General features: G+C 60.5%; 14 protein-coding genes. 10 read left to right on the forward strand and 4 right to left on the reverse strand.

Going from position 1 to position 13,256, the window contains the following annotated elements; translation table 11 throughout:
• Positions 1 to 51 precede the first annotated feature (51 nt).
• Positions 52 to 1,014, reverse strand: a complete 963-nt coding sequence (locus P9217_RS29330; protein ID WP_024505567.1) for a membrane protein — start codon at positions 1,012 to 1,014, stop codon at positions 52 to 54.
• Positions 1,015 to 1,185: 171 nt separating this feature from the next.
• Between P9217_RS29330 and panB the strand changes: the two genes are divergently transcribed.
• From panB to P9217_RS29350, 4 genes are all read left to right on the forward strand, one after another.
• Complete coding sequence (gene panB / locus P9217_RS29335) at positions 1,186 to 2,022, forward strand: 3-methyl-2-oxobutanoate hydroxymethyltransferase (protein WP_063169249.1); 837 nt, start codon at positions 1,186 to 1,188, stop codon at positions 2,020 to 2,022.
• The gene (panC, locus tag P9217_RS29340; RefSeq protein ID WP_063169248.1) at positions 2,019 to 2,927 is read left to right on the forward strand and encodes a pantoate--beta-alanine ligase; all 909 of its coding nucleotides are present in this window, start codon (positions 2,019 to 2,021) and stop codon (positions 2,925 to 2,927) included. Before panB ends, panC begins: the two co-directional genes overlap by 4 nt.
• Positions 2,928 to 3,025: 98 nt before the next feature.
• Positions 3,026 to 3,745 carry a LuxR family transcriptional regulator gene (locus tag P9217_RS29345; RefSeq protein WP_063169247.1) on the forward strand — a complete coding sequence of 240 codons (720 nt, stop codon included), beginning with the start codon at positions 3,026 to 3,028 and terminating at the stop codon, positions 3,743 to 3,745.
• A gap of 92 nt (positions 3,746 to 3,837) precedes the next feature.
• Positions 3,838 to 4,470 carry an acyl-homoserine-lactone synthase gene (locus tag P9217_RS29350; protein WP_063169246.1) on the forward strand — a complete coding sequence of 211 codons (633 nt, stop codon included), beginning with the start codon at positions 3,838 to 3,840 and terminating at the stop codon, positions 4,468 to 4,470.
• Between the two features lie 365 nt (positions 4,471 to 4,835).
• On the opposite strand, the gene P9217_RS29355 is transcribed toward P9217_RS29350, so the two are convergent.
• Positions 4,836 to 5,084 (reverse strand): DUF6074 family protein, encoded by a 249-nt coding sequence (locus tag P9217_RS29355; protein ID WP_063169245.1) that lies wholly within the window; start codon positions 5,082 to 5,084, stop codon positions 4,836 to 4,838.
• A 599-nt stretch (positions 5,085 to 5,683) separates the two neighbouring features.
• Here P9217_RS29355 and P9217_RS29360 point away from each other — a divergent pair.
• The 3 genes from P9217_RS29360 (at position 5,684) to P9217_RS29370 (ending at position 6,701) form a co-directional block, all read left to right on the forward strand.
• Positions 5,684 to 6,154, forward strand: a complete 471-nt coding sequence (locus tag P9217_RS29360) for a hypothetical protein (RefSeq protein ID WP_224570941.1) — start codon at positions 5,684 to 5,686, stop codon at positions 6,152 to 6,154.
• Positions 6,147 to 6,281 carry a hypothetical protein gene (locus P9217_RS29365; protein ID WP_256754986.1) on the forward strand — a complete coding sequence of 45 codons (135 nt, stop codon included), beginning with the start codon at positions 6,147 to 6,149 and terminating at the stop codon, positions 6,279 to 6,281. Before P9217_RS29360 ends, P9217_RS29365 begins: the two co-directional genes overlap by 8 nt.
• A 174-nt stretch (positions 6,282 to 6,455) precedes the next feature.
• Complete coding sequence (locus tag P9217_RS29370; protein WP_063169243.1) at positions 6,456 to 6,701, forward strand: hypothetical protein; 246 nt, start codon at positions 6,456 to 6,458, stop codon at positions 6,699 to 6,701.
• A gap of 189 nt (positions 6,702 to 6,890) precedes the next feature.
• Here P9217_RS29370 and P9217_RS29375 read toward each other — a convergent pair whose 3' ends face one another.
• The gene (locus tag P9217_RS29375; protein WP_024505560.1) at positions 6,891 to 7,280 is read right to left on the reverse strand and encodes a hypothetical protein; all 390 of its coding nucleotides are present in this window, start codon (positions 7,278 to 7,280) and stop codon (positions 6,891 to 6,893) included.
• A gap of 706 nt (positions 7,281 to 7,986) precedes the next feature.
• Between P9217_RS29375 and P9217_RS29380 the strand changes: the two genes are divergently transcribed.
• From P9217_RS29380 to P9217_RS29390, 3 genes are all read left to right on the forward strand, one after another.
• On the forward strand, positions 7,987 to 9,201 hold the full coding sequence (locus P9217_RS29380; protein WP_210326676.1) for a cation:dicarboxylase symporter family transporter: 1,215 nt from the start codon (positions 7,987 to 7,989) through the stop codon (positions 9,199 to 9,201).
• A gap of 171 nt (positions 9,202 to 9,372) precedes the next feature.
• Positions 9,373 to 9,657, forward strand: a complete 285-nt coding sequence (locus P9217_RS29385; RefSeq protein WP_224570942.1) for a thioredoxin domain-containing protein — start codon at positions 9,373 to 9,375, stop codon at positions 9,655 to 9,657.
• 732 nt (positions 9,658 to 10,389) lie between these two features.
• A complete protein-coding gene (locus P9217_RS29390; protein ID WP_063169241.1) occupies positions 10,390 to 11,391 on the forward strand; it encodes a zincin-like metallopeptidase domain-containing protein in 1,002 nt (333 codons plus the stop codon).
• A gap of 157 nt (positions 11,392 to 11,548) precedes the next feature.
• Here P9217_RS29390 and groL read toward each other — a convergent pair whose 3' ends face one another.
• Positions 11,549 to 13,204: a chaperonin GroEL gene (gene groL, locus P9217_RS29395; RefSeq protein ID WP_063169240.1), complete on the reverse strand. Its 1,656-nt coding sequence runs from the start codon at positions 13,202 to 13,204 to the stop codon at positions 11,549 to 11,551.
• Positions 13,205 to 13,256: the final 52 nt, after the last annotated feature.

Genomic DNA, 13,256 nt, shown 5'->3' on the forward strand with positions numbered 1-13,256 from the left:
TTATATTCGGTTTGACAATAAGGGAATATATCTACCTTGACTATAAGTATGTCAAGCCCGCGCCAGCGGTAATTTTGTCCCGGCGATAGCCCTGTCGTCGAGGACGGCATGCCGGAAGCGATAAAGCTTCGCCGGTCGGCCGCCCGTGTCGAGGGAGGTCTCCCCGGTCTCCTCAACAAGTTCCTGCTGCTCGACCAATCTCCGGAAGTTCGGCTTGTTGATCAGCCTGCCAGCCAAAGCTTCCACGGTTCGCTGCAGTTGCAGCAGCGTGAAGGAAGGCCGCATAAGCTCGAACACGACCGGCCGGTATTTGATCTTCGAACGCAGCCGCGCGATCCCGGTTGCCAGAATACGACGGTGGTCAGCGACCATTGGTTTGCCAGCCGCGGCCGCAATCGCGTCCCTGCCGCCACCGGCCTCCTCAATCAGAGCAGCTTCATAGAGCAACTCGTAGCGTTGGAGCGTGAGTTCCTCGTTCCAATGGCGGTCGTCGAAGCCGAAGGCTATCGCAGCGCGCTGCCGGCGCTCGCGTTGAGTGGTCGGCTCGCTGGCGCCGCCGGCCCACTCAATCAGGCGGGGCCGCAATCTATCGAGCAGCACAGGCGGCGTGCCGAAGCGGTGGTCCTCCCAGGGAAAATATTCGTACCAACTTTGCCAGCCGCACGCGGCCGAGTTCGTTGCCTGTTCCTTCCTGGTCAATGCGAGATAGCTGATTGAGATGACGCGCTGGTGGCGCTCAGTGCCGATGCGATCGCGATCGGCGAAGGTGTAGAGTTGCTCGATGTATCCAAGTGCATGGCCGGTCTGCTGCTCCACCCACCCCCTCAAACCCGACTGCAGTGATCGATGCTCAAGGGCAAAAGGTCCAGAAGGGAGGGTGTCCGCATGACCGACTGTGAGGACACAGGGCTCACTGTCGTTTACGGCGACCACGACGGCAGTCAGGTCCACTTTGGCTTCGTCAGCTTTGACGGCGGCTTTGCCTTTCTTGGTTCTTCTTGTCTGAGGATCCATGTTTGCGAAAGCGGGTTGGCCCAACGGAGCGCCTTAATCGATTGAATGTAACCTTGGAAGCCAGCACGTCAACACCGGAGTACTCAAGCGCTGTTTTTAGCTCTTCGCAGTCGCACAAAAATATGCCAAACGCGACACCCGCTGTTGGTAACGTAAGGGAAGGGGCCTCGGTTGAGCGCGGCTGGTGAGATAAAAGGGATGACTCCTCCAGATATTCGATCGCGAAAAGGCCAGACGCCACTTGTATGCTTGACGGCCTACACCACGCCGGTCGCGAGGCTGCTCGATCGCCACTGCGACATCGTTCTTGTCGGCGACAGCGTCGGCATGGTGCTGCACGGCCTGTCGTCGACGCTGGGGGTCACGCTCGACATGATGATCATGCACGGACAGGCCGTTCGCCGCGGCCTTGAACACGCGCTGATGGTCGTCGACCTGCCCTTCGGTTCCTACGAGGAAAGCCCAGAGCACGCTTTCGGCAACGCTGCGCGCGTGATGGGTGAGACCGGTTGTTCAGCGGTAAAGATCGAGGGCGGCGAGACCATCGCGGAAACCATCCGCTTCCTTACCGCGCGCGGCGTACCTGTCATGGCCCATGTGGGCCTGACGCCGCAGGCGGTAAACACGTTTGGAGGCTATCGTGTGCAGGGCCGGGGAGCCGATGCAGAGCGGATCAGGCGCGACGCCAGGGCGGTAACTGAAGCTGGCGCCTTCTCCTTGGTGCTGGAAAAGATACCGGAGCAGCTTGCACGGCAGATAACCGCCGATATCGACATACCCACCATCGGCATCGGTGCCTCGCCAGCTTGCGACGGCCAGATTCTGGTGAGCCACGATATGCTCGGGCTCTTCACCTCATTTCGGCCGAAGTTCGTCAAACGCTATGCCGAGCTCGGTGAGCAGGCTGAGGCGGCAATCGCCGCTTACGCCACCGATATGCGGAACCGGCACTTTCCGGCGGTCGAACATCTCTATGTCAACGCCTTGAAGGCCGGTGACTTCACATGAGCGTGCCGATCGCTCGAACCGTGAGCGAGCTGCGCGGCGTCGTTGCGCAATGGCGTCGCTCGGGTGCCACGATCGGTATTGTGCCGACCATGGGAGCCTTGCACGACGGGCATCTGAGCCTCGTGCGGAAGGCGCTCGAAAGGGCCGAGCGGGTGATCGTGACGCTGTTCGTAAACCCCAAGCAGTTCAACAGCCCCGCCGACCTGATTGCCTACCCTCGGACGGAAAGCGACGATGCTGCCAAGCTCGCTCTGCTGGGCACGCATCTGCTCTATGTGCCGGACACAGAGGAAATGTACCAGGTGGGCTTCGCCACGGCCGTTTCAGTGTCCGGCATCAGCGAATGCCTTTGCGGCGCATTCCGGCTCGGCCATTTCAATGGCGTGGCGACGGTCGTGGCCAAGCTCTTCCTGCAGGCCGGCGCTGACTTCGCCTTTTTTGGCGAAAAGGATTTTCAGCAACTTCAGCTTGTCAGGCGCTTGGTCCGGGATCTCGACATTCCGATCACTATTGTGCCCTGTCCGACAGTCCGCGAAGCCGATGGTCTTGCGCTATCGTCGCGTAACGTGCGGCTCTCCCCAGCCCAACGCGCCATTGCCCCAAAACTAGCATCGGTCCTGCTCGATACGGCCGAGCGGCTTGCACGCGGCTCCCCCATCCTGCCTACGCTTGATGAAGCGCGTGCAGCAATTCTGGCTGCCGGCTATCGCGAGCTCGAATACCTGGAGCTTCGCGGAGAAACAGACCTGCAATCGTTAGCAAGCCTTGACCGACCGGCACGCTTGCTTGCTGCGGCTTGGCTTGGCGACACGCGGCTCATCGATAACGTCGCAATATCACCCATCGGTAGTTGGTCAGGTGGGCGGAGCTCTCTCCAATCGGAAGCAGCACAGCAATTGCGGTGATGACGGCGGCGCGTCGTATGCCCTGCAGGGACAGGCCATCATTTAGAACCACGTCTCCGTCGGCTTCCAGCAACCTCCGCGAGGTACGCTAAGCGCAGATGCATCGCGTATTTGAAACCTTGGTCGAGCAACTCTCTGCAAGCGTCGATGCCGTCGATCTCCATGAGGCAATGGCGTCCGCCGCAGCCGGGTTCGACTTTCCGCTCTTCGCTTATTTCACCTACCCATCCGCTTCCGGCGACAGGCCGCGATTGATCTCGAATTATCCATCATCATGGACATCACATTACCTGCAACAGCGCTACCACAGCGTGGATCCCGTGATCCTGCGGGGACTGCGGGGCTGGGATACCTTCGACTGGGGTGTGGACCGCGATCACCGTTATTTGCCGACCTCTCAGCAGGAAGTCCTGGAAAAAGCAGCTGAGTTCGGCATTCGCGGCGGACTGACCATGTCGATGCATGATCATCGCGGCCGGTTCGCCGCACTGACCTTCGCCTCCAACGAGGCGCATCCGCCATTTCTGAGGTCGCTGACGCGCTACGAAAAAGCAATGCAACTGGTTGCGATCAACGTTCATATCCATGCCCGGCGCAGGCTCGCCGAAGATTGCGTGGTAGATGGCATAATGCTCACCCGGCGGGAGTTCGAGTGCCTGAAATGGGCGGCGTGCGGCAAGTCGGCCTGGGATATCAGCCAGATTCTCGGTGTCTCGAAACGCACCGTGACCTTCCATCAGGAAAACGCCAAGGCGAAGCTTGGCGTGCGAACCATCAACCAGGCCGTAGTGCGGATGGCTGCTCGGGCGAGATCCTGATCCTCTCCAAGTCTAGCTGTAAAGGTCTACAGGCTGCATTCATGACGGCTTTGCCCTTCGATTGCGTGGACACATCCCGCACGGAGACGACAATGATGCAGCTGATAACACCCGACTGCTACGCCGAGTTTGCGAGCGAACTCAAGGAAATGCACGGACTTAGGTATCGGGTTTTCAAGAAGCGGCTCGATTGGGAAGTGCAGACCGAAGGCGAAATGGAAACGGACTCGTTTGACAGCCTGAACCCCGTCTACCTGCTTCTCAAGGGGTCCGATTGGCGAACTTGCGGCTGCGTCCGCCTTTTGCCGACCACCGGACCGACAATGTTGCGCGATACGTTTCCGACGCTGCTGGATGAGATGGTGGTCCCTGCGAGTGCCGATATCTGGGAGAGTAGTCGTTTCGCGCTCGATCTCCCTGCGACAGCGCCGAAGGCAGCTGGCGGCCTGGCCCAAGCAACCTACGAGCTCTTCGCGGGGATCATCGAATTCGGCTTGGCCAACAATCTCTCCGGGATCGTAACGGTGACAGATACGCGCATCGAAAGGATCCTTCGTCTCGCGACCTGGCCGTTGTCACGTATCGGACAGCCCAAGCAGGTCGGCAACACCGAGGCAGTCGCCGGCTTCCTCGATATTTCCTACGCCAGTCTCTTGCGCATCCGCTGGAGGGGACGCCTCAACGGGCCGGTGTTGTGGCAACCAGTTCTCATCCAATCGGCATAGCGCCTGCGGATGCTCAGCCGTGACTTGAGTTAAGTCTGCTCACGGCCGCCACCGCCGCCGTGAGGGTGAGCGGACCCGCCCCACGAGCTTTCGACTGTTCCGGTCGATTGGCTCGCGCGGCCGGACTTTGGATTTCCGTAGGCGCAACCCGCAGTCCAGCGTGAGCACGCCAAAATGGCGCCCCTCCGCTTCGTCCAAAGAAGCCAACGTGGCTTCTGAGGTCGTCTTAGAATATTGGACCGGCCGCCGTGAGCGATCGCAACCTCAAAGCTTTGCCGGTATGCCGGTTTGGCCGGACCGTCGGCCAGTCGGAGCAGTCCCCCGATAAGGACCCGAGCTGACGCGCGGTCCAACAGCGCCCGAGCCTATGCTTTGTGCATTACCGTTCGGTTGGCCATGTCGTCCAAGACCGCATGAAGAAGGCTTCCAACCTCCTGCGCAGCGAGCTCTGGCGCAATTCCTACATCGGACAATTGAATGAGCATTTTCTTGGCGGCACAGCGCCAGAACGCGCTCGCCGCCTCGCCGTTCTTGGTCTCGAGGGCCTGGGCGATACTTTCGACCAATATACGTCGCCGATGCAGCGGAAATACGCAAATGTTTGATTCATGCATCAATCACCTCACAGATTCAGTTCCACAAAGAAAAACACCGGCGTCTTCAAAAGAGCCCCGCTAGCGCGGTGACGGTTCGCGGCGACATGACGAGTTCCACTTCCCCATCGACAAGCCATTGGGAGATGAGCCGCCGGACCGCATATCCGGGACCGCACATAAGGTGAACCACCATTGCTCATCCGGCTGCATTTTCCTGGGCCGTTCGACGAGGCGTTCCAGCCGAATTGACGTCCAATGACTTGATCTCTGAAAGGGCAGGGCGGTACGAATCACCCGACTGTTCCGCTGCTTACATTCCTGCGAGCTTGTGTATGAACGATTAAAGCGTGCCCGAGCCGTTCTTGGTGGCCGCCGCAGAAGGGAATCATGTCATCCGCTGCCTATCGTAGGCGGCGCGACTTCTAGCATGACTGCACTGCCCCGACAGGGCTTTGCAATCGCGCGTTTCGAAGCCTATGCTTTGGCATCGGCCGGCATTTACTTCGGTGCAGCCGACAGTAAGACGTACGCGCTCTTGCCCCGTTGGAAGAGAGCCTTGCCCGATCCCTCTTTCGCGACCAGGTGCTGAAGCCCTCACCCCGCAGGACTTCGCGCTTTTGCGACCATCGCTGCATCACGTCGAACCGGGCATCAAGGACAAGTTGGAGGTCGCGCATCAGCCGATCAAGAACGTATATTTTCCCGAGAGGGGCATCGCGTCGGTGGTCGCCACCATGACCGGCGGGCGGCAAGGTGAAGTCGGCATTGTCGGCTATGACGGGATGAAAGGAATTGCCGTCATTCTCGGAAAGGAAAGCACTACCTGGCGCCTGCCGGTTGAAAACCTTCGCCCTGCGATTAGCCCGTCGCTTCGCACCTCAGTGCTGGACTATGCCCACGCGTTCCTCGTCCAATCATGCCGGACGGCACTGGTCAATGGCCACTCCAAGGTCGAAGAACGGCTGGCCCGCTGGCAGCTGATGGTCCACGACCGTGCGGAAGGAGATAAGATCCTCCCGACGCATGAATTTCTGGCGACCATGCTCGCGCCCACCGCCCGGGGTCACCACGGCCCTGCAAATGCTTGAGTATCGAGGACTGGTGCACGCCAAGCGCGGCGAGATCACGATCATCGACCGTGCCGGATTGATAAAGCTCACACATGGCGCTTATGACAAGGAGGAGCAGCGTTATTTCGGCCTGGCCGCTGCCTGAAGCATGTCGGTTGAAACGGGTTCAGCCGACGTCTCCTTGCCCCTCACCAGGTCGCCCAAAAGCATCAGCGGTTTTGAACGAATCGCAGCGATTGTCCGCAATCGGACATAGGCTTGAAGGCGGTCGAATTCGTGCCATAAGTCGGGTTGGTCAGGGTTCAGGGAGGAATTCGTCATGACCAATTCGTTTCACACCGTCACCGTCGAAAAAGCCGCAGAAGCCTATGTCCTTTCCAGGGGAAGGGTCCGCTTTCTCTCCATGGCGCAGGCGATCCGCGCCATCCGAACACTAATGCCGGCATGCAAGGCCACCGACCGCGAGTTGGAGGAACTGTTGGCGGCCGCTTCCTTCGTTCATGGCGTGCCCGTCGCCTTCGACACAAAAACAGCCGATGGTGTAGAACCACGGCTGCATTCCTAAGAGGGCATGCCGCGCCATGCAGACTGTCAGAGGGCATTCGTCAGATGGTAGTCCGCTAACTTAACTGCAGAGTCTAAAGGACGTGTTCCAGCATTGCGAACTCACCGATCGCTTTGTTGCCAAAGCTGCCAGCAAGCGATCGCCTCATCCAGCCGTTTGCACCATCTCATCACAGACATCATCGCGATGCTACCTGTCCAGCATATGTCCAGCATTTCGCAAGGCGGCCAGAAGGAGCCTCGCATAGCCTGTGACATCGATCTGGGCCTGCATCGAAAGGGGCATGCTGGTCCAGTTCTCCAACGGTGCAATGAAAGGTGAGAAGGTGCCATTGACAAGGCAACAACAGCTAACAAGGCCCTCTCGGTCCAATGCCACCACACCGATCTTGTCGCCTGGATATCCAATGGCTGCGACTCGCTGGACCTCCAGGTCACCGTCCACCCGCACGTCAAAAAGAAGGCTACCACGGCTCCTCGTGGCTATCTCAGCCGCCTTCTCATCAAAGCTTGAAGAGAGCAAGCGGACGCTTTCCACCGCCATCTGGAAAATCACCAAATCCAGTTCATTCACGGCCATATGGGCATTTCCGCGCAACGGGTGGTGATTGCAATGACACATACTGCTTGTTCACAGATGTCGGTCACGAACGATCATTCGTCGGGTTCCGGTTCCGACCAACGGTGTCGCCACCTGATCGTGCTGCGGTTCGAACCTTCCGAACGCGAGCCGAGCGCGCTATGAGGTTGGAGTCTAGGTCTCGGACCCTGCCTCGCGGCCTGCTCATCTTTGGCAGACCCGTTGCAACGCCGCCGCGATGGCGCAAACGCCAGATGACGCTGATCCATCGCTTGATCGTGAACTGAGCTTCTGAACACCATTGGGACAGCAGGGTGGAAGGGCTTGACCAACGCTGCCCCCGTTTTCCAAGAGGACCCGTCCTCGATTGAATCTTTCGAGCCCCGTGCAGCGCGCAGCCAAATGATGACCATCTGGACCCAGCTCGCAGACCGCAAGGCAAAGAGGGAACCTTCCAGGCAGCCAAGCTGCGTCGACGCAAAGAGCGGCCTTTGGAGTTCCCAGAATCGACCCTTCCATAGTTGCGACAGGCAACCACTGCACGAGTGTGGGAGAGCGAATCGCAAGCATTGCGTGAGGTCCTGCGCGTTTTCCCCTCTTGCTATTTGGCACATCGTTTGCGCCGAAGTGGGCGCAGCGTTCGACCGGAGCACTGCATGGGAGAGGGAGGAGCCCCACCCCGATCCGGTCAAGGAGAGAGACGGTGTTGGTTCCAAGAGTTCCCCGCGCGATCTTAGCGCCCCGCAAGCGCCATTTTGCCCGGACCTACGTGCAGGTACTTGCCGCCATAATCCTGGGTGCCGCAATCGGCTATTTCCATTTGGAGACCGGCCACAGCCTGAAGCCGCTCTGCGATGCCTTCGTCGATGTCGTCAAGATAATCACCGTACCTGTCATCTTCCTGACAATGGCGACCGGCATTGCCGGCATGAGCGATCTGCAGAAGGTCGGCCGAGTTGCCGCCAAGGCGATGGTTTATTTCCTTACCTTCTCGACGCTAGCACTCCTTGTCGGGCTGATTGTCGCGAATATCGTTCAGCCTGGCGCCGGCCTCAACATCGATCCGGCCTCGCTCGATGTCGAAGCCGTTAAGGGCTATGTGGCCACGGCTCACGAGCAGTCCGTGACCAGCTTCCTGATGAACATCATCCCGTCAACGATTGCCAGTGCCTTCGCGGAAGGCGACATCCTGCAAGTCTTGTTCCTCTCGGTCCTGTTCCTCTCGATCCTGTTCGGCGCGGTCTGCCGCTACAACGGCCGCTCGCTCTTCTCTCTCGTCCGATACATCAAGGACGAGCTGCTGCTCGCAATGTCCTCCTCAGAGGCCGCGCTGGCCTCGCTCATGGAGAAGATGGAAAAGGCCGGCGCCACGCATTCGGTCGTGGGTCTCATTCCATTCAATCTGGACGGCACGAATATGATGCTCGCCGCCCTTTTCATCGCCCAAGCGACGAAAACTGATCTCCCGATCGGCTGCCGGATCCTCATGCTGTTTGTCGCATTGTTCCCTTCGAACGGAACAACCCGCATTACCGGTGCAGGCCTCGTCACAATGGCTGCAACGCTCTTTCTTGTTCCGGCCGCACCGGTCACCTCCGTGGGGCTTATTCTTGGCGTCGATCAGCTTATGTCCGAATGCCACGCGCTGACGGTTTTTCTCCGCAGCGTAGCGGCAACGCTGGCTGTCACCCGGTCCGGGGCGAGCGGGATAAACGACGATTCGGGGAGCGCCTCACTAGCGGACCGTTCAGCGCTCTGGCGGTGGACGGTCAAGTCGCCCGGCGTGGTGAACACAATTCCCCGTGCGAACGACGCTCAGCTATTGGGGTGGACCCGATGGCGCAAAGCCGTATTTGAGAAACCGCCAGATCGCACCGGCACCTGTGCGCCTGTAGCAACTGCGGGGCACGATCAAAACTGACCCATTTTACACCAAAAAGGCGGCCGTTGCTGCCACGCCGTCCATGGATTGGAGACTCATGTCTAAGCCGACTGCCATCACTGTCGCAGCTCTTCTTTTACTCCTCGCCTTGCTGGCGAGCCAATATAGCGCGAACCTGCACCGGCAGGCGTGGTCGACCGACAGGCAAAAGTGGAGCGGCGCATTCGACAACGATCTCCTTCGCCAATCGCCGGCAACCCGCAAGGCGATGCCGTTCTGGTCATATTCAATGACTACCACAACTGTCCGCATTGCAGACTGGCTGATATCAACTACCAAAAAGCCTTCAAGCATGAGCCCAATCTGAAGCTTGTGATCAAACAGTTCCCGGTCCTGGGACCGGATTCCCAATTCCCAGCCTTCGCCGCACTCGCCTCGAGAAAACAGGGAAAGTTCGACGAATTCCACCGCGCCCTTATGATTTCCCCCAGTTGAAGGGTCACTCTCAAGATCGCAGCGCGTGTAGGCCTTGACGTTGAGCAGCTCAAGCGGGAATGCAAGATCCGGCCATCGCAGATGAAATGCGCGCGTCCGCGCACTCGCGAAAGGTCTGCACTTAGACGGTACGCCCGCGTTGGTGGTCGGCGATATAGTGGTCGCCGACCTTGTGGACATGGCCAGCTTGCAACGCTTGCATCGCCGATGCGCGCTCAAAGCGTGCTGGCTCTCGTGCGGGGCAGCATCTGTAGACCGGCCACGCTGTTGTTGCCGGAGCGTGCCGTTTGTGGCAGCTGGCTTTGCTGTCGCTCCTCGTAATCTTGTTGCGGTCATCCAGCTGCCGTGGGCGCCAACAACAATCCTGAGCGCCCGCGCCTGAAGTCGCTGGCCGGGTGCTCGTGAACCGAGCCCGCTTTTCTTCGGCAAGCTCAGGCGGTCTTGGCCCTGCGGCATCGCCCCCTGGCGCGGGGCAGCCTTCGGCTGCTGACGGTCGCCGGCCTGTCGGCCGGCGTCTTTCTATTGTGGCCTTCCCCCTGGCGCAGGGTGGGCAGCACTCCCTTCTAGGCCCGCCGCGGCGTCCCGCAACCCTTCGCTTGTCGCTTTCGGGTCCTCCACTCCGTTCCGGTCCTGCTGATGCAGTCCGCCTCCGACGGCGGGCCTTTCCGGTCGCTTTTGCCGCCCACCCCGCTTCCGGGGAGGGCGCGCGATTGTAGAGCGGAGGACATCACGATGCGTGCAAACAACAAACGTTGCGGCAGCCGACAGGCTGGCGCAGACAGCGGCGGGCGCACCGGCGCCAGCCTTTATCAGGAAATCACCGACCGCATCATTGCCGAACTGGAGCGCGGCACCGTGCCATGGGTCAAGCCGTGGGGCAGGGCAAGGACAGGCCTCGGCCTGCCGCGGAATGCGGCCACCCAGCGCCGATATTCCGGCATCAATATCCTGATCCTGTGGGGCGCGGTCATCGAGCGCGGTTTCCCCAGCCAGAACTGGCTCACCTTCCGGCAGGCGCTTTCGCTTGGCGGCAATGTCAGGAAGGGCGAGCACGGCACCACCATCGTTCACGCTGACCGCTTTGTTCCCAAGAACGAAAAGCAACGCGCCGACACCGATGGCGACGAACCGCAGGCGGTGCCCTTCCTGAAGCGCTTCACCGTCTTCAATGTCGCGCAGTGCGATAATCTGCCCGAACATCTTTACGCCGCCGGCGAGCCTCTGCCTGAGCGCGAGATGGTCCCGCAGGCCGAGGCGCTCATTCATGCAACCGGCGCTGATTTTCGCGTCGGCGGCGAGCGCGCCTTCTACATGCCCGGCAGCGACACCATACAGGTGCCGCCGCAGCCGGCTTTCTTCCACCAGATCGACTATTACCGGACCTGCTTTCACGAGCTTGGCCACTGGACCGGCCACCCGAGGCGACTCGCGCGCGACCTGTCCGGCTCCTTCGGGTCCAACACCTATGCGCGCGAGGAACTGGTCGCCGAAATCGCATCAGCCTTCATCTGCAGCAGTCTCGGCATCGAGCCGACCGTGCGCCATGCCGACTACATCGGCTCATGGCTGACGGTTTTGCGCGAGGACAACCGCGCCATCTTCCGCGCCGCAAGCCATGCCTCGAAAGCCGCCGATTTCCTGCTTGGCCGCAATGTCGATGTCGAAGGCGAGGCACATGCCGAAACCGCCTATGGGAGCGCGCAATCCTCACACGCGACCGCCTTGCGCCTCTGATGACGCAAAGCCGCGCGCAACCAACTCGACAGTTCTTTTGAGGTTGCCCTAACGCCGATGGCCGGCGTTGGCGTCGATCGTTCATCGGACCGAGGTTCGCAAAAAAAGAGGGCGGCATTGATGCCGCCCTCTCGTTGCGAAAGCTGCCAGAGCTGGATTAGAAATCCATGCCGCCCATGCCGCCCATGCCGCCGCCGCCCATGCCGCCAGGCATGCCGCCGCCAGCCGACTCCTTCTTCGGAGCCTCCGCGATCATGGCTTCGGTGGTGACCAGCAGGCCGGCGACCGAGGCCGCGTCCTGAAGAGCCGTACGGACAACCTTGACCGGATCGACGATACCCATGGCGATCATGTCGCCATACTCGCCGGTCTGGGCGTTGTAGCCGAAGGTCGCGCCCTTGTTCTCAAGGATCTTGCCGGCAACGATCGATGCTTCCGCACCGGCGTTGGCCGCGATCTGGCGGGCCGGAGCCTGCAGCGCACGACGCACGATGTTGATGCCGGCGGCCTGGTCGGCATTGACGCCGGTGGCCTTGATGTTGGCCGAAGCGCGCAGCAGCGCGACGCCACCACCAGCAACGATGCCTTCTTCGACGGCCGCGCGGGTCGCGTTGAGGGCGTCATCGACGCGGTCCTTCTTTTCCTTGACTTCGACTTCCGTCGCACCGCCGACGCGGATCACCGCAACGCCGCCGGCGAGCTTCGCCAGACGTTCCTGCAGCTTCTCCTTGTCGTAGTCCGAAGTGGTCTTTTCGATCTGCTGCTTGATCTGGGCAACGCGGCCCTGGATCTCGGCCTTCTTGCCGGCGCCGTCGACGATGGTGGTGTTCTCCTTGGAGATCGACACCTTCTTGGCGCGGCCGAGCATGTTGAGGCCGACGTTCTCGAGCTTGATGCCGAGGTCTTCCGAGATGACCTGGCCACCGGTGAGGATGGCGATGTCTTCCAGCATGGCCTTGCGGCGATCACCGAAGCCCGGCGCCTTGACGGCGGCGATCTTCAGGCCGCCACGCAGCTTGTTGACGACCAGCGTGGCCAGAGCCTCGCCTTCGACGTCTTCCGAGATGATGAGCAGCGGCTTCGAGGTCTGCACGACGGCTTCGAGAACCGGCAGCATGGCCTGGAGGTTGGACAGCTTCTTCTCGTGCAGGAGGATGTAGACGTCCTCGAGTTCGGCAACCATCTTGTCGGCGTTGGTGACGAAGTAGGGCGAGAGGTAGCCGCGGTCGAACTGCATGCCTTCGACGACTTCGAGTTCGGTCTCGGCGGTCTTGGCTTCCTCAACCGTGATGACGCCTTCGTTGCCGACCTTCTGCATCGCTTCGGCGATCATCTTGCCGACCGAAGCATCGCCGTTGCCGGCGATGGTGCCGACCTGGGCAACCTCTTCGGAGGTCTTGATCTTCTTGGCGTTCTTGATCAGGGTCGCAACGACGTCGGTTACCGCGAGGTCGATGCCGCGCTTCAGGTCCATCGGGTTCATGCCGGCGGCAACGGCCTTGTGGCCTTCCTGGACGATCGACTGCGCCAGAACGGTCGCGGTCGTGGTGCCGTCGCCAGCGATGTCGTTGGTCTTCGAAGCAACTTCGCGGACCATCTGCGCGCCCATGTTTTCGAACTTGTCCTCAAGCTCGATTTCCTTGGCGACGGTGACGCCGTCCTTGGTGATGCGCGGGGCGCCGAACGACTTGTCGATGACCACGTTGCGGCCCTTGGGGCCGAGCGTGACCTTCACCGCGTCAGCGAGGATGTTGACACCGCGCAGCATGCGCTCGCGGGCATCGCGGGAGAATTTTACGTCTTTGGCAGCCATTTTTAGCTCCTGGCAGGGGCTTCAATCGAGCCCGGGAATTCAGTTGACGAAA

The organism is Mesorhizobium sp. WSM4989 (assembly GCF_029625795.1).
Lineage (GTDB): Bacteria > Pseudomonadota > Alphaproteobacteria > Rhizobiales > Rhizobiaceae > Mesorhizobium.

Excerpts from the sequence above, each read along its gene's own strand:
- P9217_RS29330 (WP_024505567.1), bottom strand. The coding sequence starts at position 1,014 with ATGGATCCTCAGACAAGAAGAACCAAGAAAGGCAAAGCCGCCGTCAAA.
- panC (WP_063169248.1), top strand. The coding sequence starts at position 2,019 with ATGAGCGTGCCGATCGCTCGAACCGTGAGCGAGCTGCGCGGCGTCGTT.
- P9217_RS29345 (WP_063169247.1), top strand. The coding sequence starts at position 3,026 with ATGCATCGCGTATTTGAAACCTTGGTCGAGCAACTCTCTGCAAGCGTC.
- P9217_RS29350 (WP_063169246.1), top strand. The coding sequence starts at position 3,838 with ATGATGCAGCTGATAACACCCGACTGCTACGCCGAGTTTGCGAGCGAA.
- P9217_RS29355 (WP_063169245.1), bottom strand. The coding sequence starts at position 5,084 with ATGCATGAATCAAACATTTGCGTATTTCCGCTGCATCGGCGACGTATA.
- P9217_RS29365 (WP_256754986.1), top strand. The coding sequence starts at position 6,147 with ATGCTTGAGTATCGAGGACTGGTGCACGCCAAGCGCGGCGAGATCACG.
- P9217_RS29370 (WP_063169243.1), top strand. The coding sequence starts at position 6,456 with ATGACCAATTCGTTTCACACCGTCACCGTCGAAAAAGCCGCAGAAGCC.
- P9217_RS29375 (WP_024505560.1), bottom strand. The coding sequence starts at position 7,280 with ATGGCCGTGAATGAACTGGATTTGGTGATTTTCCAGATGGCGGTGGAA.
- P9217_RS29390 (WP_063169241.1), top strand. The coding sequence starts at position 10,390 with ATGCGTGCAAACAACAAACGTTGCGGCAGCCGACAGGCTGGCGCAGAC.
- groL (WP_063169240.1), bottom strand. The coding sequence starts at position 13,204 with ATGGCTGCCAAAGACGTAAAATTCTCCCGCGATGCCCGCGAGCGCATG.